We start from the raw sequence: 26,330 nt of genomic DNA, 5'->3' as shown, positions 1-26,330 counted from the left end.
GACGCTCCGGGCGAACGAACACTTATGCTCGTGTCGTGGTACCACGGTGCATGAGTCGAGCGAGGACGGCCTGTACTGGGTGTGCGCTCCCCTTCTACAGCGACACGAACGAGTCCTGCCCGTACTGTGGTGCGCCCGGTCTGTCGGACGCGCGGGCCGCGCCGGGCCGCGAACGGGTGACGTGTGCCGACTGTGGCCTGCCACACTACGGCGAGGACTGCCCGTACTGTGCGACTGCGGGGCCGAACGCGACGGTGGAAGCCGAAGCGGAAGCCGACCCGGCGGCGGCAGGCGAGGCCGAAGCGGAGGTGGAGGCGGACGCCGAGACGGCTTCGGAGCCGGCGGCCCCGGCGGCCGAGTCGGCGCCCGAGGCGCCGCCGGCCGGCCAGCGGCGCACCGTGCGTCGACGGGGCGACGACGGCCGCGGGACCCTCGTCGGACGCGTACTCGGGACCGTCCGGTCGTTGTTCGGTCGCTGACCGCCGCCGATGCGCGTCGCCGACCTGCTCACGGCCGACCTCGTGACCGTCGGGGTGGGCGCCAGCCTCGCCGACGCCGCGCAGGCGATGCTCCGGGCGGGCGTGGGGAGCGTCGTCGTCACCGACGACGGCACGCCGGTCGGCATCGTGACGACGACGGACACCGTCCGGGCGGCGCTCGAGGCGGGCGCGCCGCTGGAGCGTGTTCCGGTCCGCGCGGCGATGTCCTCGCCCGTCGAGCCGGTGGGGCCGGATACGTCCGTCGAGCGACTCGCCGAAGCGTTCAGGCGTCACGGGGTCAAGCGCCTGCTGGTCCGTGACGGGCTGGCGGTACACGGCATCGTGAGCGTCAGCGACCTCGCGGCCGCGCAGGGGGACATCCACCGCGAACTGGTGCGGTCGATGGACCGGCGCCGCGAGTGGGAGCGCTGAGTCAGTCGCTCAGCGACCGGACCAGCGGCGCGAACAGGTCGTCGTCGAGCAGCGACTCCTCGACCGTCTCGGTGTCGACCGCGAGGCGGTAGGCGGGGCGTCCCTTGCCGACGGGGGAGGCGTCGACGACCTCGCTCTCGAGCACCCCCTCCTCCTCGAGCGACGAGAGCGCCCGGATGATCGACTCCCGAGAGACGCCGCCCTCGAAGGGGTTCCCCTCGAGTGACGACAGGTGCTCGACGCAGAAGTCCCGTACGTCGAACGTCTGGGCCGGCGTCTCCTCGCGTTCCTCGTGGGCGAACACGGCCAGCACCACGTAGCGCTGGAACGGCGTCGCCGTCTCGAGCGTCTCCATATGGTGGCGAGTAGGACGGCCCCGTCATGAACCCTCGGCTCTCGTCGCCACCCTCGTCCGGGGGGAGCGCCGCCGATATCGCCGCCCGAGTGACAGCCCGACTCGAACCTTCCGTCGGCCCGAGACGAGCCGCTCTGATAATTATGCGTCTGAAGAAGGTTGAAATAAATGGTCGGTGTGGGTCACGATGCCGTTCGACACCGCCCCGGACCCGGTGGCAGGTGTGGCGGCAGATGGGACGACGGGAGTGGCGGCGGCCTCGGCCACGGGCGGTGCACTGGTGGGACAGCTCGGCGGCGCGCTGTTGACCTTGCTCGCGCTCTCGGTCACGCTCGGACTGGTGGGCCTCGCGCTCTAGAGGAGCGACGGGAGGTCGGCCAGCGCGCCGAGTTCGTACGTGGGGTCGACCGAGAGGTCGTAGCCCGCCCGGTGCTCGCGCCGGAGGAAGACGGAGTCGAGGCCGGCGTTCTCGGCGACGCGCACGTCTGACTCGGAGTCGCCGACGAACAGTGGGTTCGACACGGCGAGGTCGTCCATCGCGCGGTCGACGTAGTGCGTGTTCGGCTTCTTGCGCTCGACGCCGGCCAGTGTGTGCTCGCGGCCGTAGTAGGTCCCGAACTCCCAGCCGAACCGGTCGACGAGGAACTCGATGGTCTCGTGCTGGTTCGAGGAGACGATACCGGTCGGCACGTCGAGCGAGAGCGCCACCCCGGTGTCCTCGTAGGGCACCTTCCGGCCCGCGGCCACCTCGCGTCGCTGGGCGAGGTGGTTGTTCCGGTCGCGCCGCGCCCAGAAGGTGTCGGGGTCCAGTCCGTGGGTGGCACAGATCTCGCGGACGCGGTCGGGGTCGGCCACGGCCGCAACGTCCCGTACCTCCTCGGCCGCGGGGTCGACGCCGAAGGAGTCGAACGTCCGGTGGGCCGCCTCGCGGAACACCGAGAACGCACAGGCGGGGACCAGGACGCCGTCGTTGTCGAAGATGACGCCGTCGTACATACCCGGCCGTCGACACGCGAGGGACTTCGCTCCGTCGGTCGCGTGTGATTCGTTCGAGTCGGCTCAGTCCTCGTCGCCGTCCCGCTTCGAGCGCCGCCCGAGCAGTCCCGGGAGGCGGTGCTTCTCGAGGCCGTCGCCGGGTTCGTCGAGCAGGGGGAACTTGCCGACGGCCTCCGGGACGCCCCGCGGGACGCGCGCCCCACGCTCGTGGCGTGGCGGGTCGAGCGCCGTGGCGAACTCGTGGTCGCCGGAGACGACGGCCGCCCACGTTGACTCGTCGGCGCCACGTCGGCCGCGGGCGCGGGCCCGCCCCTCGTCGAACGCGAGGTCGAGCATCCGGCGGTCGGCGGGCGTCTCGGCCACGCCCTGTAGTCGCTCGCGTTCGCCGTCGACGCCCTCGCCGAGTTCGCTCGCGGCCCCGAGTGCGAACGCCCGGCGGATGGCCTCGTCGACCGAGAGGCGCTCCCAGTTCGTCCCGAACCGGTCGCGGTACATCACGCCACGGCCGTGCGTTCACCGTCCACCGAGAGGCCGGCGTCGGTGAACTCGATGGGCCGGATGTCGGCGTCGATGGCCGTCCCGCGCATCTTGAGCACCTGCACGCCGCGGTGCATCCCGTCGCCCTCGAGGTAGTTGTGGAAGAAGACGACGCCGTGGGCGAGGTAGTGCTCGTCGGCGTAGGCGGTGGGGTCGGTCATCTCGCTCACGAGGAGGGTGGTCGCGTCGACCGACCGGAGGGCGTTGACGAACCGGGTGACGCCCTCGTCGGTGCCGAACATGTGACGCAGGAGCATCGTGGAGTCGACGACGAGTCGCTCCACGTCACGCGAGTTCGCCAGCGCGACGAGCTTGTTCGTCAGCGTGCTCACCGAGGGTTTGGTCGCGCCGTTCCCGTTCAGCGCCCCCGAACTGTCCGCGAGGTGGGCGAAGTGGAACTGCTCGGACCGGGCCAGCGTCTCGAAGCCGAAGGAGTACCGGGACATGTCCTCGACCAGCTGGCGCTGTGTCTCGTGCATCGTGACGTACATCGACGGCTCGTTGCGCCGGAGTCCCTCGGCTACGAACTGTGCGGTGAACGTCGTCTTCCCGCTGCCCGGCGGCCCGCTGACGACCGTCAGTCGTCCCGAAGGGAGTCCTCCCTCGACGATCTCGTCGAACCCTGCGACCCCGGTTGGTACGCGCATACTGCTTGGCTCGGGAGGACACACATCAACGTTCCCCGCCGATTCTCAGGGCTGAAAACAGTCGCCCACGGCGCGGGGGTCGAGGCCGTGTGCCTACTCCTCTCGCAGGAGCACGCCGTCGCCGTGGCGCTCGCGGAGCGCACGCAGGTACTCGCGCTGGTCGCGCATCCGCGGGGGCAACTCGGCGTAGGCGTCGGCGAACATCTCGTCCGGGTCGGCGGTGACGTCCGCGAGCGCGTCGACGGCGTCGGCCACGCGCGTCTCGGCCGTCTCGCCCAGCGCCTCGACGCGCTCGTCGTCCAGCAGGCCACGGTCGCGCAGGTACGCCTCGAGGCGGTCGATGGGGTCCTTCTCGCGCCACTGCTCGACTTCGTCGTCGTCGCGGTAGGCGTCCGGGTCGTCCGCGGTGGTGTGGGCGCCGTAGCGGTACTCCAGCGTCTCGAGGAGGACCGGTCGGGGGCGTTCGTCGTCGGTCTCGCCGCGGGCGTTCCGGGCCGCCGCGTCCATCGCCACGTAGCACGCCAGCGGGTCCATCCCGTCGACCTGTATCCCGTCGAAGCCGTAGGCGGTGGCCTTCTGCGCGATGGTCGCACTCCGGGTCTGGTCCTCGCGCGGGATGGAGATGGCCCAGCCGTTGTTATGACAGACGAACACGGACGGCGTGTCGAAGACGCCGGCGAAGTTGAGCCCCTCGTGGAAGTCACCCTCCGAGGTGGCGCCATCGCCGAAGTGACAGGCGACGACTGCGTCGTCACCCTTCAGGTCGGCGGCCCACGCCAGCCCCGTCGCGTGCGGGATGTGCCCGGCGATGGAGATGTTCAACGGGAAGACGTGGCTGTCCCAGAGCGCCGCGTTCCCGGCCTCGTAGCCCGCCCAGTAGAGGACGTACTCGTCGGGGAAGCCACGCGAGACGACGGCGCCGTGCTCGCGGTACTGGTAACTGACGGGGTCGTCCTCGCGGAGGGCGTGCGTGGTCGCCACCTGCGAGGCTTCCTGTCCCGCGGCGGGCGAGTAGGTGCCGATGCGGCCCTGCCGCTGGAGGCTCACCATCCGCTCGTCGAACCGGCGGGTGGTGCGCATGTCGAGGTAGATGTCGAGCAACGCCTCCTCCGAGAGTGCGGGCAGGAGGTCGGGTGCGACCACCTCGCCGTCCGGGTCCAGCACCTGCACGGGGTCGTCCGGCTCGCGGTCCAGCACGGCCGCGGGGTCGACGGTCATACCGGTCACTCACCGCCCTCGGGTATCAATCCGACCCCCGCGCACCGCCGCTCGGAGTTGGACACCGCGACCCGACTTCGGGTGAATCTGGGCCTGACCTTGGACGGACCTCGGGTCGACCCCGGCCGGACCTCGGCACACGCTCTTGTGCGGAACTCGCCTCCGGTGGCCTGCGGCATGAACCGAACCAGCATCGCTGTCGTGCTCGCCACGCTCCTCCTCACGGGGGGACTGGCGAGTGCGGCCACCGCCCTCCCAGCACAGGACCAGACCACCGCCGCGCAGACCGAGGCGACACCCACCGACGACACCGGCGACCAGCCGGCGCTCGACCGGATACTCGACCGACTGCAGACGCGCTACGACCTGACCGACGCGCAGGTCGCCGAACTCGAGTCGCTCGTGCGCCGGATGCACGCGGACGGCGCTTCGCGGGCCGAGGTCAGACAGGCTGTCGCCGGCCAGCTCGTCGCCTCCGGGGTCGACCCTGCCGACCTGCGCGCGGACCGCGAGCGCCTGCAGGACCGGCGTGACCGCCGGCAGGCCCACGACGGGTGGCGGGTCGGCCTCGGCGCGTTCGCCGACGCGCTCGACCTGACCGACGAACAGCGCGCCGAACTCCGCGCGACGGCCACCGAAGCCCGCGCCGAGGGTGCCTACCCCGCCGAGGTGCGGACCGCCGTGCTCGACCAGCTCCGCGCGTACGGCTACACCGACGCAGAGATACGCGACGCCCTGCTCGACGGCCGAGTCGCGGCCCTCCAGCACCGGTTCGACCTGACCGACGAACAGGCGGTCGAGGTTCGCGCGACGGTCGAGGAGATGCGCGAGGACGGCGCGTTCCGCGTCGAGATCCGCGCGGCGGTCCTCGACCTCCTGCAGGAGTACGGTGCGATCCCAGAGGACGCACCACGTGACCGCGCTGACCGGCCACGCGGTCCGGCCCCGCGTCCCTGACGCCCCTCGACGCCGCCCCCATCCCCGCTGACGTTCCGGCCCGCAACGACTCGACCGACCCACGGCACCCCCCGTTTATCACCCCTCCCGAGCAATCGACCGACGGATGCGACGGGTGCTCTGGTGGCTCATCGGTGGCTCACGCGGCGGCCGGAACCGCCTGCGCATCGTCCGCACGCTCGACGAGACACCGATGAACACCCACCAGCTCTCCGAGGCGCTCGACCTCGACTACAAGACGGTCCAGCACCACCTCGAACTGCTCGCCGAGAACGGGGTACTGATGACGATGGGTGACGGCTACGGCAAGACCTACTTCCTGACGGACGCGATGGAGTCGAACCGCGACGTGCTCGACGAGGTGGCCCGCAAGGCGAACCTCGAGGACGTGACCGCTGCGGGTGCCCAGGGAGGTGACGCCGATGAGTGAGGAATCGGCGTCCCTACCGGAGGACGCGGGTACGGACCCCGCTCGGGACGCGCTGAAGCGGACTGTCCTCGTCGCCGGCGCCGCCCTGCTCGTGGCGCTGTTCGTCACCGCCGTGCTCTCGCTCGTCCTCGCGCGGACCCGCATCGGGCAGAGCCCCCGCATCGAGACGTTCGTCCGGCTGAAACTGTTCGTCTCCACCTACACCGTCGTCACGCTGCTGGCGCTCGTGGCCACCTACGTCTCGCTCTATCGGGACCTGCCCAACCCGTTCACCCGGTCGCTGTTGCTGTTCAGCCTCGCCCTCCTGCTGTACGCGCTGTCGTCCTCGCCGCTCGTGTGGCTGGCGCTCGGCTTCCGGCGGGCGCTGCTCGGGCTCGGTATCGGTGGGTTCGCGTTCCTGCCGGACCTGTTCGCGGCCGTCGCGGTGACGGTGCTCCTGTACCAGTCCTCGCGGTGAGGTCGTCGTCGGCCGGCTACGCGGAGACGACGGCGAGGTTCCACGCGGTGACGCCGACGCCGACGAGGGCGACGGCCAGCGGCACCGCCACCCGCGCTGGCGGACGGGCGACCCGCCAGGTGAGGTAGAACAGGGCGAGGGTGACCACCTTCAGGCCGACGAGCCCGAGGATGCCGTAGGTCTCGACGAGGGGCGCGGCCAGCGGCCCAGCCTCCGCTCCCCGCCCCGAGCGCAGGCCGACCCAGGTGGTGAGCGTGTCGCCGGCGCCGTAGGCGAGGACGGCGACGACCCAGACTGTCCCTTCGGCGTCCGCGAGCTGTGACGGGAGGTCCACCACGTCACGCGGGTAACAGCACCATGCTCGCCGCCGCCGCCAGCAGCAGCGTCGACGCCGCGAGCAGGAGGTACTCGGCGACTGGCGGGAGAGCGGTGGTGTCGATGCGGCGGGCGAACTGTTCGTCCGAGTTCATAGCTCGCGAGAACCGGGGCCGGTACATAAGGGTGCGCTCCAGATTATCTGACGTGAGAACCGAGGAACGCCCGCAGGTCGCTCGCGGTGGCCCCGGGCGTCTCCTCCATCGGGACGTGGCCGGCGGGATAGGTCCGGTAGACGGCGCCGGGCACGTCGTGGGCGAACTTCTCGCCGACGCTCGCCGGGATCCACGCGTCGTGTGTGCCCCACTGGACGAGCGTCGGCACCGTGAGGTCGGCCAGTTCCCCGTGGCGGTGGGTCGGGTCGAGGTCGCGTTCCACGATGGCGACGAGCGCCTCGCGGTTCCCCTCGCGCCGGAGCAGGTCGTGGTAGCGCTCGACGGTCGTCTCGTCCCACGCCGTCGGGTCGTGGTACACCTGCGAGAGCGTGCGCCGGACGAGCGACTTCGGCGTCACCCAGCGGAAGGCCCGCTGGAGCGCGGGGTTGGTGGCCGCCTCGACGACGGCCGGCCGCGAGGGGACCGGGTACCCCATCGAATCGAGGAGGACGAGTGCGGCCACCCGGTCGGGGTAATCGAGCGCGTAGCGCCACGCCACCTCGCCGCCCCGCGAGTTGCCGGCGACGACCACCGCCTCCAGCCCGAGTGCCGCCCGGACCCGTTCGAGGAACGCCACGAGGTCGGCCATCCGGTAACCACCGGCGTGCGGCCCGGTCAGGCCGTGGCCCGGCAGGTCCACGCGGACGACGCGGTACTCGTCGGTGAGTCGGTCGACCCACGGGTCCCACGTGTGGAGCGACGCGAACGTCCCGTGGACGAGGAGGAGTGTCGGCGAGTCGCCGGTGACACCGGCGACTGGACGACCTGACGGCGAGGCCGTCGCGCTCCCCTCGTCCCGGTAGTGGACCCGCGCGCCGTCGACCTCGAGGAACCGCGAGCGCTCGTCGGCCCACCGGGCCTCGACCGCCCACGGCTCGAGGTCCGGGGCGACGACGCCCGCTCGGGCGGCGGCGTCCCCCAGTCTCGCGCGGAGTCGGTCGGACATGGAGTGAGCGAGGCGACCGGTGGCTTTCCCTCCTGCGGTCGGCGCAACCCGCCGGGGGTTCCGGGGCCACGAGACACTTAGGCGCGCGACACGAATCACGAACGTGACCGACGACCCCGACCTGTCGGCCCGCGCGGCGCGGTTCGTCCCCGCCGGCCCGACGGCTGCGGTGCCGCCACAGACCGACGAGATCGTCGAGGAACTCGAGGCGGGCGAGACGCCACGGGAACTCTGTCACTGCCTCCGATGTGGCCGGCAGGTGGTCGCCATCAGCCACCCCGGCCAGTGTCTACTCTGTGGCTCGGAGGCCGTCCTCGTCGAGTCGGTCTAGCGCTCCGCCACGCGCGCCGAACACCGCAGACACAGCACCGACCCACCCGTCCAGTTCACGTCCGTTGACTCGCACGACGGACACCGGTACGTCGCGTTGTCGTACTCCGTCGTCCCCCGTGGGGCGGCGAGGGAGCCCTCGTCGACGACCGTCGCCACCAGCGACGAGAACCGCCGCGCCTTGTAGGTCGCGCGGTGTGCGAGGTACGGCCCCGGGTCGTTCGGGTCCGCCCCGTGCAGGTCGTCCCACTGGACGGCTATCTCGCCGTTCGCGGGCCCACGCGCGACCTGTTGTATCACGGTGTTCGCCGCCTCGAACAGCGGCGTCGTCGCCCACGTCATCGGGTCGTCTGGCGCGGCCGCTTCGTAGCGCTCAGCCGCGTCCGCGTACACGTCGCTCGCACCGCCCAGGCCGCCCGCGACGTGGAAGTCGCCGACGAACTCCGTCAGGCACGCCCGCTGGACGGGCTCGGCCCAGACGGTCCGCAGGTCGCGGGCCGCGGCCGCCCCCTCGACGGCCCGGTAGGTGGCCCGCGAGTCGAGACCGGCGACGCGGTAGGCGACGGCGGCGACACAGAGGTACTGCAGGCCGCGGCCGACCCACCCCTTCTCGTCGGGGGCGAACGGGTCCGGACCGTCCGCACCGCGTGGGTCCGCGAGGGCAGCCCGGCCAGCGCGCGTGTAGGCGTCGCCGGCCGCCCGGTAGTCACGGTCGGCCAGCGCCTCGATAGCGGTGTCACGGTGGTGCTCGGCTCTCACACCGGAGAGAGGCGCGCCGACCGGTAAGCGGTTGGCAAGCCGGAAAACGAGCGGGCCCCCGACGCGCTACTCGAGGTGGTGGTAGTCCAGCTCGTAGCCGGCGTCCAGTGCCTCGCGAACGGTCTCACTGGGTTCGGCGACGCCACGGCTCCGGTGGGCCATCCCCGTCTCCGTCCGGTGGAACAGGAGGTTCCGCCGCCACTCGGGGTCCATCTCGGGGAAGTCGGTGCGGCTGTGGGCACCGCGTGACTCCTCACGCAGGAGCGCCCCGCGCAGGACGCACTCGGCGACGGTCAGGAGGAACGAGAGGTCGACCGCGAGTTCGAACGACTCGCTCGTCCGGTCGCCGTCCAGTCGCAGGTCGGCGGTCCGCTCGCGCAAGCCGGCCAGTCGGTCGAGTCCCACGCGGAGGCTCTCGGCGTCCCGGAGGATGCCGGCGTGCTCGTCCATCACGCGACGGAGTTCCTCGACGAGTTCCGCCGGCGCGACGTCGCCGTCGCTCGCGGCCAGTTCCCGGAGCGACGCCATCGACCGCTCGGCGTACGCCCGCATCGAGGCGGGCAGTTCGGAGCTGCCGGGGTCGCGGTCGGCGACCGTCTCGCCGACCACCTTGCCCATCGCCACCGTCTCCGCGAGGGAGTTGCCCCCCAGTCGGTTCGCGCCGTGGACGCCCGCCACCGTCTCACCGACGGCGAACAGGCGGTCGACACGGGTCGCACCCGTCTCCCAGTCGATGTCGACGCCGCCCATCGTGTAGTGCGCGGTCGGTGCCACCTCCATCGGTTCCTCGGTGATGTCGACGCCGAGCGACTGGAACCGCTCGTACATCTTCGGCAGCCGCTCGCGGACGTAGTCTGCGTCCCGGTGGCTGATGTCGAGGTAGACGCCGCCGTTCTCGGTGCCCCGGCCCTCGCGGACCTCCTGCGCGATGGCGCGGGCGACGACGTCGCGGGCGTCGAGCTCCATCTGGTCGGGGCTGTAGCGCTCCATGAACCGCTCCCCACCGGGAGAACCCCGTTCTCCCGAGCCTCCGCTCGCTTCGCTCGCGGAGACGGCTGCGTTGTAGAGGCGGCCCCCCTCGCCACGGACGGCTTCGGTGACGAGGCGGCCGTCCCACTCCTCGCCGTAGCGGTCGCCCATCATCCCGGTCGGGTGGAACTGGACGAACTCGAGGTCCATCAGCTCCGCGCCGGCCTCGTAGGCGAGCGCCGGCCCGTCGGCCGTGTTCTCGTCGTCGCGCGAGGAGTGCCGGCCGTAGAGCGCCGAGGCGCCCCCGGCCGCCAGGACGACGTAGTCCGTCTCGAACAGGACGAAGTGGCCGTCCTCGAGGTCCACGGCGACGGCCCCGTACACCCGCTGGCCGTCGCTCAGGAGTTCGGTGACGAGCACGTTCTCGCGGTACGGGATGGAGAGCGACTGGGCCTTCGCGACGAGCGTGTCGAGCATCGCCTCGCCGGTCCGGTCGCCGACGAAGGCGGTCCGGCGGAACGACTGGGCGCCGAAGTAGCGCTGGGCGATCTCGCCGTCCTCGGTCCTGTCGAAGGCCATCCCCCACTCGTCGAGTTCGCGGAGGCGGTCGGGCATCGCCTCGGTCACCGTCTCGACGGCGACGGGGTCGTTGAGGAAGTGGCCCTCCTTCAGCGTGTCCGCGGCGTGGATGGTCCAGTCGTCCTCGGGGTCCAGGCTCCCGAGCGCGCCGTTGACGCCGCCGGCGGCCCACGTCGTGTGGGCGTCACCGTGGTCGCGCTTGCCGACCACGAGCGTCTCGACGCCGCGCTCGGCCAGTTCGATGGCCGTCCGGGCGCCCGCGGCCCCTGCACCGATCACGAGGACGGGCACGCTGACCGTCTCGTAGTCGGGGGTCTGCTCGTGAGAGTCGTGGCTCTCGTGCGGGGGGAGTTCCTGAGTCATATGGGTGTGTCTCGGCGGTGTGCCGAACGTATCTCGAGATAGGGGCCGGAGGCACAAGAATCCCTCGCGCGTGTGCGCGCGACCCTTACCGAAACCGGCAACCGGCGCGGTGGTCGGGGCTACGACTCCGAGTGCACGTCGGCGTCGTTCGCCTCGGCCCGCACCCGGCGCTGGCGGCGCCGCGACCGGACGAACGCGTAGCCGAGCCCGGCGGCCGCACCTAGCACCAGTACCCCCGGTCCGAACCCGAACGAGACGCTCGTGGCCGTGCTTTCGAACGCGAACAGGAACGTCGGGGTGCCGCGGGTGCCGAAGACGAGCGAGGTGACACCCAGCGCCGAGAGCAGCCACGGCCCGAGGACGGCGAACAGCACGAGGAGGCCGACGGTGGCGCTCGCCGACCCGACCAGCGCGTCCCAGACGAGGCCGCCGACCGAGAGCGGTCGTGGACTGTCGCCGGGGTGGCCGAGGATGCGGACGCCCGTCTCGTGGTCCTCGACGGTGACGTGGGCGGGGTAGCCGAGCACCGTCAGGAGCATCCAGCAGTCGACGACGGCGCCGCCGGCGTTCGCCGCGAGCGGGAGGACGAGCCAGCCCCACCCGGTCAGGACCATCAGGGGGACACCGACGAGACTGATGCCGACGAGCGGCGCCAGCAGGACGACGGCGAACTGGTTCCGCTCGAAGCGGTGGTCGGTCGTCGCGTACGCGTAGGGCACGACGAAGTGCGAAACGCCCACGCCGTAGCGGGGCTTTCCGCCGTAGTAGCGGATGGCGAGCCCGTGGAGCCACTCGTGAGGGACGAGTATCAGCGTCCCGGCGAGCAGGAGCGCCAGCAGGTCGAGTCCGGGGTGCCACCACGGCACGTCGAGGCCGAGACGGAGGCTGAGCGGCCCCCCGACGAGCAGTTCGTACAGCAGCGCGAACACGCCGAACGAGAGGAGGAACCCGAGGGAGCCGACGAGCGTCCACTGGACGGTCAGCGAGCGGGTGGCCTGCAGGTCGGCGAGGAGGGTGTCGGAGTCGGCCGCCGGGGCGGAGGGAGGGGTCACGCTCCCTCTAGTGTCGGTACGAGATGATAAACGGGGGGCTGGCGGACGACCGTTCAGTCGTCCCGCTTCACGCCGGGGTTCGTCACGGCCCCGTTCGCCGCCGAGTCGAACGCCAGTCCGTACTTCGCCAGCACGCCCGACGAGTAGTTCGGCGCCGGCGGCTCCCAGTCGGCCAGCCGTGTCTCGAGTTCCTCGTCGGTCAGGCCGACCGAGATGTCACGCGACGGGATGTCGACGGTCACCACGTCACCGTCCTCCAGCGCGGCGATGGGGCCGCCGACGAACGCCTCGGGCGCGGCGTGGCCGACCATCGGGCCACGGGTCGCACCGGAGAACCGACCGTCGGTTATCATCGCCACGTCGTCCTCGTGGCCGGCACCGACGACTGCCGCCGTCACGCCGAGCATCTCGCGCATCCCCGGGCCGCCCTGCGGCCCCTCGTTGCGGATGACGATGACGTCGCCGCTCTCGATGTGACCCTCCTGGACGTACTGCATCGCGTCTTCCTCGCTCTCGAAGACGCGTGCCGGCCCCTCGTGGTGGAACTGGTCCTCGCCGGTGACCTTCAGGACCGCGCCGTCGGGCGCGAGGTTGCCGGTGAGGATCTTGATGGCGCCCTCCTCGTGGAGCGGTTCCTCGACGGTGTAGAGGAAGTCCGCCTCGATCTCGTCGTCGTCGGGCAGGTCCAGGTGCTCCAGTTCCTCGGCGATGGTGCGGCCCGTCACTGTCATCGCGTCGCCGTGTATCAGGCCGGCGTCGAGCATCCGCCGCAACACCACGGGCACGCCGCCGATCTCGTGGAGGTCGTTCATCACGCGGGTGCCGCCGGGCTGGAGGTTCGCCAGTTTCGGCGTCCGCTTCGATATCTCGTCGAAGTCCTCGATGTCGAGGTCGATGCCCGCCTCGGCCGCGAGTGCGAGGAGGTGCAGGACGCCGTTGGTCGACCCACCGATGGCGACCTGCAGGGCGATGGCGTTCTCGAACGACTCCCGGGAGAGCACGTCGCTGGGCTTGCGGTCGTGTTCGACGGCGTCGAGGACGAGTTCGCCCGCCTCGCGCGCGGTGTCGTAGCGCGAGGGGTCCTCGGCTGGCGGGGACGCACTCCCGAGCGGGGCCAGCCCGAGGGCCTCCGAGATGGAGGCCATCGTGTTCGCGGTGAACATCCCGCCACAGGAGCCGGCACCGGGGCAGGCGTGGCGTTCGAGGTCGTCCAGCTCCTCCTCGGTCATGTCGCCGTAGGCGACGGAGCCGACGCCCTCGAAGACGTTCTGGATGGTCACCTCGCGGCCCTCGTGCTCGCCGGGCATGATGGACCCGCCGTAGAGGAACACCGTGGGGAGGTCGGTCCGGATGGCCGCCATCATCATCCCGGGGAGGTTCTTGTCACAGCCGGCGACGGTGACGAGGGCGTCCATCCGCTCGCCGAAGGCGACCAGCTCGACGCTGTCGGCGATGACCTCGCGCGAGATGAGCGAGGCCTTCATCCCCTCGGTCCCCATCGAGATGGCGTCGGAGATGGTGATGGTGCCGAACTCGATGGGCATCCCGCCGGCGTTCTCGACGCCCTCGATGGCCGCGTCGGCCACGTCGTCGAGGTGGACGTTACACGGCGTGATGTCGGCCGCGGGGTTGGCGATACCGACCATCGGCGAGGCGAGGTCGGCGTCGTCGAACCCCATCGCGCGGAACATCGCGCGGTGTGGGGCGCGTTCGGGCCCTTCGGTGACCTCCTTCGAGGGGAGACGGTCCGGCTTCTCCGACGGGTCGGGAGCGTCGTCGCGTTCGGGTGGCTCCTGCTGGCTCATACCGGGGCGAGGGGGTGGGGCGGCTTAAACGCCGTGCGTCGGGCGGATATTGTTGGGAAGTTCTCGGGTCTCCCGTGGTGTGGCGAGCGAGCGGTCGTCCGGCGGGGTGAACCGGCACGCGCGCGGATATCACGGCCCGACTGAACAGCCCCGCCCCGCAGCACCCTCGTGCCTCCCCAGCCGACCCCTGTGTGCCGTGGTTCGCACGCCGCTCGTCGCCACGGAGGACGGGGTCTCCGGCCCGTTCCACCCGGGTTTACGATTCGCAACATATTTTTTCCGTCCCGACAAAGCGACTTCCATGAGCGCGGGGTCGACGGAGGACCGAATCCTCTCGGTACTGGAGGACGACGCACAGGCCTCCTACGCCGAGATAGCCGAACGAGTCGGGGTCTCCAAGCCGACGGTCCGGAAGTACATCGACAAACTGGAGACGGACGGAGTCATCGTCGGCTACACCGCCGACGTCGACCCGAAGAAACTCTCCTCGAGGTCCATCGCCCTCGTCGGTATCGACGTGGCCAGCGAGCGCTACGTCGAGGCGACGCGGGCGCTGAAGGAACTGGACGCCGTCGAGGAGCTCTACACCTCCAGCGGCGACCACATGCTGATGGCCGAGGTCCGGGCTGCCGACGGGGACGCCGTCGGTCGGGTCATCTCCGAGGACATCCTCTCCATCGACGGCGTGGAGGCTGCCCACCCCTCGTTCCTGCAGGAACGGCTGAAGTGAGCGAGTGTGATCGTCGACATCCTCTACGAGATGCGCCGGGGGTGGCACGACGCCACCGCCGGCGAGAAGGCGCACGCCATCTGGGCGCTCGCGAACGACGTCGTGGCGCTCGCCCTCGTCCTCCTCACGCTGTCCCTCTTCCTCGCCAGCGCCGGGCCGATCTTCCCGACGACGGCGTGGCTCGGCACCATCGCTCTCGCGGTGCTGTGGCTCGGCTCCATCGTCACCATCGACCCCGTGGTGGACCGACTGGTCTACGCCGACTGACCGGGCCGACCGCCCCCGAACGCTACCGGGACCCGCGCCGTTTTCACCGTCCCGGACCTACGTGTGGTATGCCGATTTACACGCGGGAGACCCGTGTCGACGCCCCGTTCGACGAGGTGTGGGCGTTCCACTCGCAGGTCTCGGGACTGGAGGCGCTCACGCCGACGTTCATGAACCTCGAGGTCGAGGGCGTCACCGGCCCCGACGGCGAGGCCGACCCCGATGTGCTCGAGCCGGGGAGCCGCATCGACATGGCGATGCAGCCGGGCGGCGTCGGCCCGCGACAGACGTGGACCTCCGTCATCACCGAGCGCGAGGAACGCGAGGGGAGCGCCTACTTCCGCGACGAGATGGAGGGTGGACCGTTCCCCGAGTGGGTACACACCCACCGCTTCTTCGCCGACGACGGGGCGACCATCGTCGCCGACCGGGTTGAGTACAGCCTCCCCGTCGTGGGCGGGGCGCTGGGACCGCTGGGCAACTGGGTGGGCTTCGAGCCGATGTTCCGGTATCGCCACCGGAAGACGAAGCAACTCCTCGAGTAGCCGCCCGAACGGACAGCTGGTGACGTGTGTGTCACTCCTGGGCTTTTGTCACTCCGTAGCGTACGATGGGGATGATGTCCGACGTCATCGTGGTCGGCGGCGGTCCCGCCGGCCTCTCGGCCGCCCTGTTCACCGCGAAGAACGGCCTCTCCACGACGGTGTTCGACACCGACGGTACCTGGATGCACAAGGCCCACCTGTTCAACTACCTCGGCATCGGCTCGGTCGACGGGAGCGCGTTCCTCGAGACGGCGCGCGCACAGGTCGACTCGTTCGGCGTCGAGCGCCACGAGGCAGAGGTCACGAGCGTCGAGCGGACCGACGACGGGTTCGCCGTCACCGTCGACGGCGAGACCCACGAGTCGGCCTACCTGGTGCTGGCGACGGGCGCGAACCGTGACCTCGCCGAAGCACTGGGCTGTGCGTTCGACGGCGACCTCGTGGCTGTCGACGTGACCATGGAGACGAGCGTCGAGGACGCCTACGCGACGGGGGCGATGGTCCGCGCCGAGGAGTGGCAGGCCGTCATCTCCGCGGGCGACGGGGCGGCCGCGGCGCTGAACGTCCTCTCGAAGGAGCGCGGCGACCACTACCACGACTTCGACGTGCCGGCCGACGCCGAAGCGGTGGGCGAGTTGCTCACCGACGAGGGCGACGAGTAGGGCGAACAGGTGGCACGTGGGTTAACGGCGCGTCGGCGTGCCACACTCCAGCCGTGACCGACGCGCCCCGTGTTCAGGTCACGGGCCGTCTGGTCCCGCTCTCCGACTTGAACCCTCGGAGAGTCCGTGTGTCCGCCGCGCTCACGGCGCCGCCGTTCGCGCAACTCGCGGACCTTCCGGTCCCGCGCGACCGACACCGGTAAGCACCTCCCGTCGTACCCCAGAGCGTGAACCTCGTCGACCGGGCCGAGGCGTCGGTCCCTCCGCTGGCGGCGCTCGTCGTCGCCGTCCTCGCAGTGTCGACGAGTGCCATCCTCGTCCGCTGGAGCGGCGCACCCTCGATCGTCAAGGCGTTCTACCGCGTGTTGTTCACGACCCTGCTGCTCGCACCGTTCGCGTTCACCCGCTACGGCACGGCACTCCGGTCGCTCTCGGCGCGCGACCTGCTCGTGGCGGGGGGCTCGGGACTGGCGCTGGCGCTCCACTTCGCGACGTGGTTCGAGTCGCTGCGCTGGACCACCGTCGCCGCGAGTGTCACGCTCGTCCAGTCACAGCCCGTGTTCGTCGCCGTGGGGGCCACCCTCCTGCTGGACGAGCGCGTCGGCCGGACGAAAGCCGCCGGCATCGCCGTCGCGCTCGTCGGGATGGTGTTGATGTCCGCGGCCGAGGGCGGGGGTGCGGCCTCACGCCCGCTCTACGGGAACGCACTCGCGGTGGTCGGGGCGGTGATGGTCGCGGCGTACTACCTCGCAGGCCGCTCGCTCCGCCAGCGCGTCCCGCTGGTCCCGTACGTGGTCGTCGTCTACGGTGTCTGTGCGGTCGCGCTGTTCGCGTTCGTCCTCGGCGACGCCCTCGCCGCCGGCCGAGCGCTCGGCCCGACCCTGTTCGACTACCCGACGGAGGAGTGGCTCCTGTTCCTCGGGATGGCCGTCGGCCCCGGCATCTTCGGCCACACCGTGTTCAACTGGGCGCTCGGGCACCTCGAAGCCTCCGTGGTGAGCGTCTCGCTGCTGGGCGAACCCGTCGGGAGCACCCTGCTCGCCGTCGTCCTGCTCTCCGAGGTCCCCGACCTCCTCACGCTCGCGGGCGGCGCGGTGGTCCTCGGCGGCATCTACGTCACCACCCGTGCTCGCGAGGCTGAGCCCCCCGACCCGGAGGACCCGGTGGGCGACCCCACCCCGGACTAGTCGTCGCGACGTGCGCGCTCGTGCGCCGTCCGGACCGTCTCGATGGGGGCCTCCCCGAGCGTCGCGAGGTGGCTCTCGCAGTCACAGTCCGACGACCCGAACCCTCCGACGGGACCGTCTGGGAGACGCCGGGCGACGGCACACTCCACGTCCGCTCCCTCCGTCGTCACCACCTCCCGAAGCCGTGTCGCCGGGTGACAGAGCAGGTAGTCGACGTGCCAGTGGCGTACCTCCCGCGCCCCGGTCACGAGGTCGCGGTGCCGGTCGACGCGCGAGAGCCCACCGGCCCCGAACGCGCTCCCGGTGTAGGCGTAGTGGCCCGCCTCGAACGCGCACTCGCCGAGGGCGCCCACCTCGACCGAGGCGTCGGCAGTCAGTTCCAGCACCAGCGTGTACGTCCCTCGCGGCACGGTCGGACCGACGGGCGCGAACCCCAAGAAGGTGTGACAGACCGACCCGTCGGACCCGAGGATACAGGTACTCGCGGGTGGCGCCCTCGTGTATGCGCGACGACGCGACGCCCGAGGCCACGGGCGACGTCCCCCTCGACGTGGCCACGTTCTACGACCAGTACGGCGAGCGCGAGTGGGAGCGCCTCGACCGGGACTTCCACCACCGGCTGGAGTGGGAGGCCACCGTCGAGTACCTCGACCGGCATCTCCCGGCCACGGGCCACGTCCTCGACGCGGGCGGGGGTGCGGGTCGCTACGCGGTGTGGCTGGCCGAGCGCGGCCACGAGGTGACGCTGCTCGACCTCTCGGAGCGGCAGGCGGCACTCGCCCGCGAGAAGGCCCACGAACGGGGGGTCGGCGACCGGGTGACGGTCGGCCGCGGCGACGTGTCCGCGCTCCCGGCACCCGACGACGCGTTCGACGCCACGCTGTGTCTCGGTGGCCCGCTCTCGCACGTCCTCGAGACGGCCGACCGCGAGCAGGCGGTCCGCGAACTCCGACGGGTCACCGCCGACGGCGCGCCCGTCTTCGTCTCCGTGATGGGACTCATGGCGAGCGTCACCCGGATGCTGCGCCACGCCGGACGGGTCCCCGAGGCCGATGACGACACCGAACTGCTCGCGGACCTCGCGCGCACCGGCGACTACGACGAGGCGCTGCTCGAACGGTACGGCCGCGACCCGACCGTCCAGCAGATGCACCTCTTTCGGGTCGACGAGTTCGAGTCGCTCCTCGAGGCGGGCGGCCTGCGCGTCGAGACGCTCGCGGCGCTGGAGGGACCGTTCTCCCAGCGCCGCGACCACCTCGACGACCTGACCGACGAGCACCGCGCGGTGGTCCGGGAGACGCTCGACGTCTTGCGCGAGGACCGGTACGTCGTCGACCACTCGGCGCACATGCTCGCGGTCTGTCGGGCGTGAACAGGGCCGGACCGGGAGGCCCTACTCGACCCTGACCGAGTCCGTGTCGCTCGCCTCCGCCGCCCACCGCGCCACCAGCCGCCGCCAGCGGCGCTGACGGTGTCGGTAGAAGCCGTTCGCGAACAGCCAGACCAGCGGCGTCAGCACCCCTGCCTCGACACGCACCTCGTCCGTGTACGCGGTCACGCCGTCGGCCGTCTCGCGGAGCGTGATGCGGTGGTCCCAGGTCGACGCGAGCGTCCCGCTCCCGTCGTCGCGGAGCTGGTAGAACTGCTCGCCGGGCGTCTCACGGGCCGCGAGACGCTCGGTCCGGACCCACTGTCGGCCGAGCGGGAGAACCCCGAACAGTCGCATCGCGACGAGGTACTCGTCCTCGCCCCACGTCTCCGGGAACGCCGGTGGGTCGACCGGGTCGAAGGTGAACAGCGGCGCGGCGACGTGCTCGAGGAGGGCGGGGGTCCGGACGGCCGCCCAGACCCGCTCCGGTTGGGCGTCGAGTATCGTCGTCAGTTCGAGACTCCTGCCAGTGTCGTCGCCCGTCATCGAGACCGGGTACGCGCCACGGCGAGAAGAAGGTCGATTGGCCGACGGCGAAACGGGCGGTGGGGCTCGGCCTACCGCAGGCCGGGGATCTTGTCCATCAGGCGTAGTGCTCCCGTCGTCAGTTTCGCGTAGAGCCAGAACGGCACGCCGTCGGGCGGGGCCATCCCCTGTCCCTTCTGGACGGCGACGGTCTGCGCCTCGGTGTACTTGAGGATGCCCTCGCGGCCGTGGCGCCGGCCGATGCCGGAGTCTTTCATTCCGCCCATCGGCGCGTCGATGGAGGCGTAGGTCGGGCCGTAGGCGTCGTTGACGTTGACGGTGCCAGCCCTGATCTGCTGGGCCACCTCGCGGCCGAACTCGGCGTCCTCGGTCCAGACGGAGCCGTTCAGCCCGTAGTCAGTGTCGTTGGCCTTCGCGATGGCCTCCTCGGTGTCCGAGAACGGGTAGATGGCGACGACCGGCCCGAACGTCTCCTCACAGCAGAGGTCCATGTCCAGTTCGACGTCGGTCAGCACCGTCGGCTCGTAGAAGTACGGGCCGACGTCCGGACGCGCCTCGCCGCCGGTGTGGACGGTGGCGCCCCGCGACTTCGCGTCCGCGACGTGAGCGACGACCTTCTCCAGTTGCTCCTTCGAGACGAGCGAGCCGACGTCCGGGCCGAAGTCGTACGTCGCGCCGAGTTCGACGTCCTCGGTGGCGGCGACGAACCGGTCGACGAACTCCTCGTAGCGCGACTCGTGGACGTAGATGCGCTCGATGGAGATGCACAGCTGCCCGGTGTTCGAGTACGCGCCGTTGATCAGGCCGGGGATGGCGCGGTCGAAGTCCGCGTCCTCGAAGACGATGGCGGGGTTCTTGCCGCCCAGTTCGAGCGAGGCCTTCTTCAGGTGCTTGCCGGCCTGCTCGGCGACGATACGGCCCGTCGCCGTCGACCCGGTGAAGCCGACGTAGTCGACCGCCTTGATGAGCGGCTCGCCGATGGTCGGGCCGTGGCCGGTGACGACCTGGAACAGGTCGGCGGGGAGGCCAGCCTCCTCCAGCAGGCGCTTGCCGTAGAGCGCGACGTGGCTGGTCTGCTCGGCCGGGTTGATGACGACGGCGTTGCCCGCCAGCAGCGCGGGCAGGGCGTCCGAGAGCGCGAGTTCGAACGGGAAGTTCCACGGCGTGATGAGTCCGGCCACGCCGACGGGGTGGTGGTGGACGCGCGTCTCCGTCGCGCCGGGGATGGCGCCCTTGCGCTTCTCGCTGGCGAGGAACTGCTCGGCGCGGTGGGAGTAGTAGCCGGCCGTCATCGCCACGACCTGTATCTCCTCGAACGCCGTCCGCCGGGCCTTGCCCGTCTCCAGCTGGACGATGTCCATCAGTTTCTCGCGGCGGTCGAGGACGAGCTTCCGGAACCGCGTGAGCACCTCGGCCCGCTCGGCTGGCGCGCGCTCGGCCCACGCCTGCTGTGCCTCCCTCGCTCGCTCGACGGCGAGGTCCACGTCCGCCGCGTCACAGAGCGGGATGGCCCCGATGGGGTCGCCCGTGTACGGCTCCTCGATGGTCATCTGCTCGCGCTCGTCCGCCTGCGTGACCAGGCCGGTCAGGCCGCGGACCGTCCGGTGTTCCTTGGTGACGGCCTCGACCGCGACGTCGCTCGAAGACTCGCTGACTGTCATACCGCTATATGTGGCGCTGTCGGCATAACGCTACGGCCGCGAGAGAACGGGTGTAGTTAAACGGGGCCGGGCTACCGAGTCAGTGGATGCCGAGCGCTTCGATCTGCTCCTGGTAGCGGTTGCGGATGGTGACCTCGGTGACCTGCGCGACGTCGGCGACCTCGCGCTGGGTCTTCTTCTCGTTGCAGAGGAGCGAGGCGGCGTAGATGGCGGCGGCGGCGTAGCCGGTGGGGGACTTGCCCGACAGCATCCCCTTCTCGGCGGTGACCTTGATGATCTCGCGGGTCTTCTGCTCGACCTCCTCCGAGAGGCCGAGTTCCGAACAGAACCGCGGGACGTACTGGACCGGGTCGACCGGCTCCAGCCCGAGCGAGAGTTCCTGTGCGATGTAGCGATACGTGCGACCGATCTCCTTCTGCTCGACGCGGGCCACCTCGGCCACCTCGTCGAGCGAGCGTGGGATGCCCTCCTGCCGGCAGGCCGCGTACAGTGCGGAGGTGGCGACGCCCTCGATGGAACGCCCGCGGATGAGGTCCTCCTTCAGCGCGCGCCGGTAGATGACGGAGGCGACCTCGCGGACCGATCGGGGCACACCGAGTGCCGAGGCCATCCGGTCGATCTCCGAGAGGGCGAACTGGAGGTTGCGTTCGCCGGCGTCCTTGGTGCGGATGCGCTCCTGCCACTTGCGGAGACGGTGCATCTGCGACCGCTTCTCGGAGGAGATGGAGCGGCCGTAGGCGTCCTTGTCCTTCCAGTCGATCTGGGTGGTCAGCCCCTTGTCGTGCATCGTCTGCGTGGTCGGCGCGCCCACGCGGGACTTGTTCTGTCGTTCGGTGTGGTTGAACGCCCGCCACTCCGGTCCGCGGTCGATGTGTTCCTCCTCCAGGATCAGACCGCACTCGTCACATACGAGTTCCCCCTCGCCGCTCTGGACGAGGTTCTCGGACTCGCACTCCGGACAGCCTGTCGTCTCCTCCTCGGACTGCTCCTCGGTTTCGAGACTCCGCTCTCGCTGGCGTGTCGGGCCTTCCATTACACTTTTGTGGACGTGCGAGAGCATATATAAAACCTTTGTGTCACGCGTTCGAGCAAGCCTTGCCGGCTTCCACACGTGTTCACACGGTGCGGAACCGGCCGCCTGCGCGACTGTCGACGCGGAGCTCGGGGCGGGCCGGCGACACGAACGAGGAGTGCGTGCGGGATCGAACCACACGGAGGGTGCACCAGCACCCGCACTTCGGGTCGACCGCGTCGCGCCGTCGGAACGCCCCGGGGGGAATCGCCCAGGTCATCACGCCCGTTCGGGCCGCCGTCGGGCGGCCACGAGGACGGTCGCGGTCAGCGCCAGCGCCGCGGCGACGACCGGGTAGGTCGCCACCACGACTGCCAGCGGCGGGACGGCCGCCACCGCCGCGGTGACGGCCAGCGGCGGGGCGCGGCGCGGTCGGTATCTCTCTGCTGTGCGTCGGGTCTGTGGGTCTCGTAACACGGTACTCATCCGGCAGGTGCCGGAAGGGCGGGGACCGAATCGGACGGCCGTGTGCGAGACCCCCGTCGGGAGGGACCTCACACGCCGCGACCACGCGCCCGCCTCAACCGTACTCGACGTGTTCGAGTCGTTCGATGCCGAAGCCGTCGAGCAGCGTCTCGCGCACGTCCGCGCGCTCGGCCCTGACTTCGAGGGCCGCCGCGACGGTGACGTGGATGTCGAACGAGGTGGGCCGGACGTCCCGGACCTCGGCTCGCTCGACGCAGCCGACGGCGTCGACCTTCGAGAGGACGTCGTGGACGCCCTGCTCGAGGTCACCCATCGCACCGCGGGGGACGCGCAGCTCGACTTCCGCTCGGACCCGTTGCGGGGTTCGCTGGACTGACATAGGCTCCCTGCGCGAGTCGAACGCGCCGTGGGCCGTGCGGTTCGTCTGGAACCGCGGGGAGCGGTGTGGTCGCCTGGCGGACAGCGCCGCCGCTGTCCGGGAGGGGGCTGGCGAGGGCTGTTCACGTGCCGTCGGTCGCCGGCGAAGTCGACGACCGTGACCGTGGCGTCGGGGACGCCACGCGGACGACACGGGGCGGGCGGCACACCGGCCGGTGCCACGTAGCTCGACGCGAGGAATGGGGAACACACCCCCCGGAGCGGGCGGTCGAAGCCTGACGCTCCGGGGTGGGTAGAGAACCCCGGTCCGTCGCGTGACGAGCGTTACGCGGCGGGCCGGGTGCGAAGGTGAGTCCCATCAACGCACTCCGGCCCGAACGCCCACTTCTGGATGGTGGACGCACCGCTGTAGGACACAGCGGCCATCGGGTTCGGGAGTGCGGTCATGGTGGGTCACCGCTCGTGTGAACGAGCGTACCTTTCGCTATCGAGGGTGACACATTAGTTCTTTCGCCGTTTTGACACGCTATGGCACACCACGGTCATGCGCCCGGAGAATCCCGAGAACCTCCGTGATACGCGTTGGGAATCTCGCGCTGGTCTCGACCTCTCACCGACCGGACCTGTCAGAGGTTCCGTTCGTCGAGCAGGAGCGAGCGGTCGAGGCCCGCGGCGCGCGTCCGGCCGCAGAGGCCCATCGTCAGGTCGAGGTCCGCGAGGACGTTCCGGCACACCTCCCGGACACCGTTCTCGCCGTCGACCGCGAGGCCGTAGACGTACGGCCGGCCGAGACAGACCGCGTCCGCGCCGAGGGCGAGCGCCTTCAGCACCTCCGCACCCCGCCGGATGCCGGAGTCGAACAGGACCGTCACGTCGTCGCCGAGGGTGTCCCGGATCCGCGGCAGGGCCTCGATGGCCGAGATGGCACCGTCGACCTGTCGACCGCCGTGGTTCGAGACGATCACGCCGTCCGCGCCCCGCTCGACGGCCTCGCGGGCGTCCTCGGGGTGGAGCAGCCCCTTCACGACGATGGGGAGGTCCGTCTTCGTGCGGAGCCACTCGATGTCGGACCAGGTCAGCGAGGGGTTGCCGAACACGTCGAAGAACGTCTGGACCGTCGCGAACTCGTTCTCCTCGGGTGGGGCGTCCAGCAGGTCGCAGAACGCGTCGTCGCTCGTGTAGTTCGCCATCCCCTCGCCGTCGACGAGCTGTGGGAGGTAGCCCCGCGAGAGGTCACGCTCCTTCCAGCCCGGCACGGGTGTGTCCACCGTGACGACGATGGCCTCGTAGCCCGCTTCCTCGGCGCGCTCGACGAACGACCGCGCCACCTCGCGTTCCGAGGACCAGTAGAGCTGGAACCACTTGCGCGTCTCCGGCATCGCCTCGGCCACCTGCTCCATCGTGAACGACGAGACCGATGAGACGACGAACGGGACGCCGGCGTCCTCCGCCCCCCGTGCCGTCGCCAGCTCACCCTCCTCGTGGCAGATGCTCTGGATGCCGATGGGTGCGAGCAGGAGCGGGTGGTCGTACCGCTCGCCGAACAGTTCGACCGAGAGGTCGCGCTCGGCGACGTCCCGGAGGAAGCGGGGGACGATGCGCCAGCGGTCGAACGCGGCACCGTTGCGTGCGACCGTGTTCTCGGAGCCGGCCCCGCCGGCGACGTAGTCGGCCGCCTCCGGGGCCATCACCGACAGTGCGGCCTCCTCCAGTTCCTCGAACGTGACCGGTACCTCCGGCTCGATGCCGGCCGCGCCGTTGACGAATATCTCCCGCTGGCGTGCGTTCCCCGGGTTCTCCTCGCTGCTCATGTGTGGGCGTCGTCAGCACGGAGCAAAAAGCCCCCCGCCGGCCGTCACCTACTCGGACTCCCACCTCACTCGGACTCGCTCCACCGCGCGTCCGCCAGCGTCCGCTGGACGGCCTCCTGTCCGACGGCCCGCGCGAGCACCTCGAACCCGGCGCGCTCGCTGGCGTCCGTCGACTCCGCGACGAGACGGGAGACGATGAACTCCGGCGTCGAGCGCCCGAGCGTCCCGAACCGGGGCTGGTAGTCGACCTCGAGTTCGAGGTCTGGGGTCAGCCCCTCCGCGAAGATGCCGTCGGTCCGGGCGGTGTCCGGCAGCGGTTCGAGGTCCTCTGCGAGGTGGGTGACGAACACCCCGAGCGCCTCGCGTTCGACGGCCAGCGTCAGCAGGCCGTGGAGCAGGTTCGCCGCGCTCCCGGGTTCGGTGATGGCCTCGAACTCGTCGACGAGCAGGAGCGTCCGCCCGGACTCGGTCACCGGGGGGACCACCGACCGCAGGGTCGACTCGAGGACGCCGGCGTTGAACGAGGCGTGCCGGCGGTGGAACACGAGGCGGTCGACGAGCGACACCTGCGCTTCCTCGGCTGGCACCGGGAGCCCCATGTGGGCCAGCAGGGCGACACCCGCGAGCGTCTCCAGCAGCGTCGTCTTCCCGCCCGAGTTCGCCCCGGTCAGCACGGCGACCCGGTCCTCGCGTGGGGCGTCGATGTCGAGCGTGTGGTCACCGAGACCGTACGCGACGGGCTGGACCGACTCGCCCCGGTCCACGAGTTCGAGGTTGCGCGCCCCCCGAACGGCGAGGACGCCGCCCCGGTCCACCAGCTCGGGCCGCCGCAGGCCGAACGCCACGGCGAACCGGGCCAGCGAGAGTTCGAACGCGAGGTCGTCGACCACCTCGACGGCCCGGTCGACGTCCTCGCGGCCGTCCTCGACCGCCCCGGCCAGCCGGTTCCGGACCTCGGCCTCGCGTTCGTCCACCTGCTCGCGCAGGCCCGCCGCGAGCCCGCGCAGGGCCTCGGTGACGAACGTGTCCGCGGCTCGCGCCTCGCTCGGCATCGTCTCGCGGACGAGTTCGCCCTCCACGCCCGTCTCGCGCGTGACGTGCGAGCGGAACGCGTCGCGGAACTCGCTCGCGTCCCGCGCGCTCTCGCGGACGGCCTCGGCGACGCCGCCGGCGTCGGCCCGCAGGTCCTCGACGGCACCGAGCGACGCCCGGAGCCCGTCGAGTCGGTCGTCGGCTCCCTCGCCGACTCGGCCATCCGCGTCGGGGAGCGCCCGGAGCGCGGTGGCCGCCTCGGCCAGTCGGCCCGCGTCGAGGTCAGAGAGCGGGTCGAACACGCCACCTTCGTCGCCGACACCCGTCTCGAGGAGCGCGAGCGCCGTCTCCACCGCGTCGGCCTCCCCACCGGTCGAGTCGTGCTCCTCGAACGCCGCGAGGACGGCTTCGCGGGTCGACTCGTCCAGTCGCTCCCACGACTCGACGGCGCGCTCGGTCCGGTCGAGTCGCTCGACGACGCGCGTCTCGTCCGCGAGCGGCGTCAGCACGCGCACCCGGTCGGCCGCGTGGTCGGTCACCGCGTACTCCTCCATCAGCCCGACGAGGTCACGGTAGACCGCCCGTGCGTCGCGCGTGGCCAGCAGGTCGAGTCCCTCGCCCCCGGCGGCCCGCCGCAGGATGCGAGTCGCGCGCCCGCGAGAGAGCCCCGCCGCGGCAAGCGTCCGTCCGTCGACCGACTCGATGGCCTCGATGGCCGCCGGCTCGCCGAGTTCCTCGCGCAACAGCGCGGCCGTCTTCGGCCCGACGCCCCAGTAGTCCTCCAGTCGCATTCGTCGGTGGGT

At 71.0% G+C, this 26,330-nt stretch carries 33 protein-coding genes; 13 read left to right on the top strand and 20 right to left on the bottom strand.

Annotated features, from left to right (window positions below; genetic code table 11):
• Positions 1-50: 50 nt before the first annotated feature.
• Together N0B31_RS09790 and N0B31_RS09785 are read left to right on the top strand one after the other, a co-directional pair.
• A complete protein-coding gene (locus N0B31_RS09790) occupies positions 51-479 on the top strand; it encodes a hypothetical protein (RefSeq protein ID WP_260643680.1) in 429 nt (142 codons plus the stop codon).
• 9 nt (positions 480-488) lie between these two features.
• Entirely contained in the window at positions 489-911 is a 423-nt protein-coding gene (locus tag N0B31_RS09785; protein WP_260643679.1) for a CBS domain-containing protein, read from the top strand.
• 1 nt (position 912) lies between these two features.
• Here N0B31_RS09785 and N0B31_RS09780 read toward each other — a convergent pair whose 3' ends face one another.
• A complete protein-coding gene (locus tag N0B31_RS09780) occupies positions 913-1,266 on the bottom strand; it encodes a helix-turn-helix domain-containing protein (RefSeq protein WP_260643678.1) in 354 nt (117 codons plus the stop codon).
• Positions 1,267-1,453: 187 nt separating this feature from the next.
• Between N0B31_RS09780 and N0B31_RS09775 the strand changes: the two genes are divergently transcribed.
• On the top strand, positions 1,454-1,624 hold the full coding sequence (locus N0B31_RS09775) for a hypothetical protein (protein WP_260643677.1): 171 nt from the start codon (positions 1,454-1,456) through the stop codon (positions 1,622-1,624).
• Here the strand turns inward: N0B31_RS09775 and N0B31_RS09770 are convergent.
• From N0B31_RS09770 to N0B31_RS09755, 4 genes are all read right to left on the bottom strand, one after another.
• Positions 1,621-2,262, bottom strand: a complete 642-nt coding sequence (locus N0B31_RS09770; RefSeq protein WP_260643676.1) for an HAD family hydrolase — start codon at positions 2,260-2,262, stop codon at positions 1,621-1,623. The genes N0B31_RS09775 and N0B31_RS09770 overlap by 4 nt on opposite strands.
• A gap of 63 nt (positions 2,263-2,325) precedes the next feature.
• Positions 2,326-2,757: a DUF8057 family protein gene (locus tag N0B31_RS09765; RefSeq protein ID WP_260643675.1), complete on the bottom strand. Its 432-nt coding sequence runs from the start codon at positions 2,755-2,757 to the stop codon at positions 2,326-2,328.
• Positions 2,757-3,446: an RAD55 family ATPase gene (locus N0B31_RS09760; RefSeq protein WP_260643674.1), complete on the bottom strand. Its 690-nt coding sequence runs from the start codon at positions 3,444-3,446 to the stop codon at positions 2,757-2,759. Before N0B31_RS09760 ends, N0B31_RS09765 begins: the two co-directional genes overlap by 1 nt.
• A 93-nt stretch (positions 3,447-3,539) precedes the next feature.
• Complete coding sequence (locus tag N0B31_RS09755) at positions 3,540-4,664, bottom strand: thiamine pyrophosphate-dependent enzyme (RefSeq protein WP_260643673.1); 1,125 nt, start codon at positions 4,662-4,664, stop codon at positions 3,540-3,542.
• A 177-nt stretch (positions 4,665-4,841) separates the two neighbouring features.
• On the opposite strand from N0B31_RS09755, the gene N0B31_RS09750 reads away from it, so the two are divergent.
• The 3 genes from N0B31_RS09750 (at position 4,842) to N0B31_RS09740 (ending at position 6,508) form a co-directional block, all read left to right on the top strand.
• Positions 4,842-5,621: a hypothetical protein gene (locus N0B31_RS09750; RefSeq protein WP_260643672.1), complete on the top strand. Its 780-nt coding sequence runs from the start codon at positions 4,842-4,844 to the stop codon at positions 5,619-5,621.
• Positions 5,622-5,736: 115 nt separating this feature from the next.
• The gene (locus tag N0B31_RS09745) at positions 5,737-6,051 is read left to right on the top strand and encodes a winged helix-turn-helix domain-containing protein (RefSeq protein ID WP_368389235.1); all 315 of its coding nucleotides are present in this window, start codon (positions 5,737-5,739) and stop codon (positions 6,049-6,051) included.
• On the top strand, positions 6,044-6,508 hold the full coding sequence (locus N0B31_RS09740) for a DUF8036 family membrane protein (protein ID WP_260643670.1): 465 nt from the start codon (positions 6,044-6,046) through the stop codon (positions 6,506-6,508). Before N0B31_RS09745 ends, N0B31_RS09740 begins: the two co-directional genes overlap by 8 nt.
• Before the next feature lie 16 nt (positions 6,509-6,524).
• Here the strand turns inward: N0B31_RS09740 and N0B31_RS09735 are convergent, their stop codons facing one another.
• From N0B31_RS09735 to N0B31_RS09725, 3 genes are read right to left on the bottom strand one after another with little or no spacing between them, the layout of a single operon-like run.
• On the bottom strand, positions 6,525-6,842 hold the full coding sequence (locus N0B31_RS09735; protein ID WP_260643669.1) for a DUF5658 family protein: 318 nt from the start codon (positions 6,840-6,842) through the stop codon (positions 6,525-6,527).
• Positions 6,843-6,846: 4 nt separating this feature from the next.
• Positions 6,847-6,978 (bottom strand): hypothetical protein, encoded by a 132-nt coding sequence (locus tag N0B31_RS09730; RefSeq protein ID WP_260643668.1) that lies wholly within the window; start codon positions 6,976-6,978, stop codon positions 6,847-6,849.
• Positions 6,979-7,021: 43 nt separating this feature from the next.
• A complete protein-coding gene (locus tag N0B31_RS09725) occupies positions 7,022-7,984 on the bottom strand; it encodes an alpha/beta fold hydrolase (RefSeq protein ID WP_260643667.1) in 963 nt (320 codons plus the stop codon).
• A 103-nt stretch (positions 7,985-8,087) separates the two neighbouring features.
• Here N0B31_RS09725 and N0B31_RS09720 point away from each other — a divergent pair, with 103 nt between their 5' ends.
• Complete coding sequence (locus N0B31_RS09720; RefSeq protein ID WP_260643666.1) at positions 8,088-8,315, top strand: hypothetical protein; 228 nt, start codon at positions 8,088-8,090, stop codon at positions 8,313-8,315.
• Here N0B31_RS09720 and N0B31_RS09715 read toward each other — a convergent pair.
• The 4 genes from N0B31_RS09715 to ilvD form a co-directional block, all read right to left on the bottom strand.
• Complete coding sequence (locus N0B31_RS09715) at positions 8,312-9,073, bottom strand: hypothetical protein (protein ID WP_260643665.1); 762 nt, start codon at positions 9,071-9,073, stop codon at positions 8,312-8,314. The genes N0B31_RS09720 and N0B31_RS09715 overlap by 4 nt on opposite strands.
• A 66-nt stretch (positions 9,074-9,139) precedes the next feature.
• On the bottom strand, positions 9,140-10,984 hold the full coding sequence (locus N0B31_RS09710; protein WP_260643664.1) for an L-aspartate oxidase: 1,845 nt from the start codon (positions 10,982-10,984) through the stop codon (positions 9,140-9,142).
• A gap of 119 nt (positions 10,985-11,103) precedes the next feature.
• Positions 11,104-12,036, bottom strand: coding sequence for a DUF3267 domain-containing protein (locus tag N0B31_RS09705; RefSeq protein WP_260643663.1), 933 nt, complete (start codon positions 12,034-12,036; stop codon positions 11,104-11,106).
• Positions 12,037-12,089: 53 nt separating this feature from the next.
• Positions 12,090-13,841, bottom strand: coding sequence for a dihydroxy-acid dehydratase (ilvD, locus tag N0B31_RS09700; protein WP_260643662.1), 1,752 nt, complete (start codon positions 13,839-13,841; stop codon positions 12,090-12,092).
• Between the two features lie 301 nt (positions 13,842-14,142).
• Here ilvD and lrpA1 point away from each other — a divergent pair, with 301 nt between their 5' ends.
• The 5 genes from lrpA1 to N0B31_RS09675 all read left to right on the top strand — a co-directional run bounded on the left by lrpA1 (position 14,143) and on the right by N0B31_RS09675 (position 17,232).
• A complete protein-coding gene (lrpA1, locus tag N0B31_RS09695; RefSeq protein ID WP_260643661.1) occupies positions 14,143-14,571 on the top strand; it encodes an HTH-type transcriptional regulator LrpA1 in 429 nt (142 codons plus the stop codon).
• Positions 14,572-14,577: 6 nt separating this feature from the next.
• The gene (locus tag N0B31_RS09690; RefSeq protein WP_260643660.1) at positions 14,578-14,838 is read left to right on the top strand and encodes a hypothetical protein; all 261 of its coding nucleotides are present in this window, start codon (positions 14,578-14,580) and stop codon (positions 14,836-14,838) included.
• Between the two features lie 68 nt (positions 14,839-14,906).
• Positions 14,907-15,383 (top strand): SRPBCC family protein, encoded by a 477-nt coding sequence (locus tag N0B31_RS09685; protein ID WP_260643659.1) that lies wholly within the window; start codon positions 14,907-14,909, stop codon positions 15,381-15,383.
• Between the two features lie 74 nt (positions 15,384-15,457).
• Complete coding sequence (locus N0B31_RS09680; RefSeq protein ID WP_260643658.1) at positions 15,458-16,045, top strand: NAD(P)/FAD-dependent oxidoreductase; 588 nt, start codon at positions 15,458-15,460, stop codon at positions 16,043-16,045.
• Between the two features lie 227 nt (positions 16,046-16,272).
• Entirely contained in the window at positions 16,273-17,232 is a 960-nt protein-coding gene (locus N0B31_RS09675) for a DMT family transporter (RefSeq protein ID WP_260643657.1), read from the top strand.
• Here N0B31_RS09675 and N0B31_RS09670 read toward each other — a convergent pair.
• Positions 17,229-17,642 (bottom strand): GIY-YIG nuclease family protein, encoded by a 414-nt coding sequence (locus tag N0B31_RS09670; RefSeq protein ID WP_260643656.1) that lies wholly within the window; start codon positions 17,640-17,642, stop codon positions 17,229-17,231. The two genes, N0B31_RS09675 and N0B31_RS09670, sit on opposite strands and share 4 nt — an antisense overlap.
• 92 nt (positions 17,643-17,734) lie before the next feature.
• Here N0B31_RS09670 and N0B31_RS09665 point away from each other — a divergent pair, with 92 nt between their 5' ends.
• The gene (locus N0B31_RS09665; protein WP_260643655.1) at positions 17,735-18,604 is read left to right on the top strand and encodes a class I SAM-dependent methyltransferase; all 870 of its coding nucleotides are present in this window, start codon (positions 17,735-17,737) and stop codon (positions 18,602-18,604) included.
• 21 nt (positions 18,605-18,625) lie between these two features.
• Here N0B31_RS09665 and N0B31_RS09660 read toward each other — a convergent pair whose 3' ends face one another.
• The 7 genes from N0B31_RS09660 to N0B31_RS09630 form a co-directional block, all read right to left on the bottom strand.
• Positions 18,626-19,147, bottom strand: coding sequence for an Rv1443c family protein (locus tag N0B31_RS09660; RefSeq protein WP_260643654.1), 522 nt, complete (start codon positions 19,145-19,147; stop codon positions 18,626-18,628).
• 71 nt (positions 19,148-19,218) lie between these two features.
• Complete coding sequence (locus tag N0B31_RS09655; RefSeq protein ID WP_260643653.1) at positions 19,219-20,808, bottom strand: succinic semialdehyde dehydrogenase; 1,590 nt, start codon at positions 20,806-20,808, stop codon at positions 19,219-19,221.
• A 79-nt stretch (positions 20,809-20,887) separates the two neighbouring features.
• Complete coding sequence (locus N0B31_RS09650; RefSeq protein WP_260643652.1) at positions 20,888-21,841, bottom strand: transcription initiation factor IIB; 954 nt, start codon at positions 21,839-21,841, stop codon at positions 20,888-20,890.
• Between the two features lie 258 nt (positions 21,842-22,099).
• On the bottom strand, positions 22,100-22,297 hold the full coding sequence (locus tag N0B31_RS09645) for a hypothetical protein (RefSeq protein WP_260643651.1): 198 nt from the start codon (positions 22,295-22,297) through the stop codon (positions 22,100-22,102).
• A 103-nt stretch (positions 22,298-22,400) separates the two neighbouring features.
• On the bottom strand, positions 22,401-22,685 hold the full coding sequence (locus N0B31_RS09640; protein ID WP_260643650.1) for a hypothetical protein: 285 nt from the start codon (positions 22,683-22,685) through the stop codon (positions 22,401-22,403).
• A 625-nt stretch (positions 22,686-23,310) separates the two neighbouring features.
• Positions 23,311-24,495 (bottom strand): alpha-hydroxy-acid oxidizing protein, encoded by a 1,185-nt coding sequence (locus N0B31_RS09635; protein ID WP_260643649.1) that lies wholly within the window; start codon positions 24,493-24,495, stop codon positions 23,311-23,313.
• A 65-nt stretch (positions 24,496-24,560) separates the two neighbouring features.
• Positions 24,561-26,318, bottom strand: a complete 1,758-nt coding sequence (locus N0B31_RS09630) for a MutS-related protein (RefSeq protein WP_260643648.1) — start codon at positions 26,316-26,318, stop codon at positions 24,561-24,563.
• Positions 26,319-26,330: the final 12 nt, after the last annotated feature.

The organism is Salinirubellus salinus (assembly GCF_025231485.1).
GTDB lineage: Archaea > Halobacteriota > Halobacteria > Halobacteriales > Haloarculaceae > Salinirubellus > Salinirubellus salinus.
Note: the sequence above shows the minus strand (reverse complement) of the source record. Positions and strands in the feature narration are given on the sequence as shown.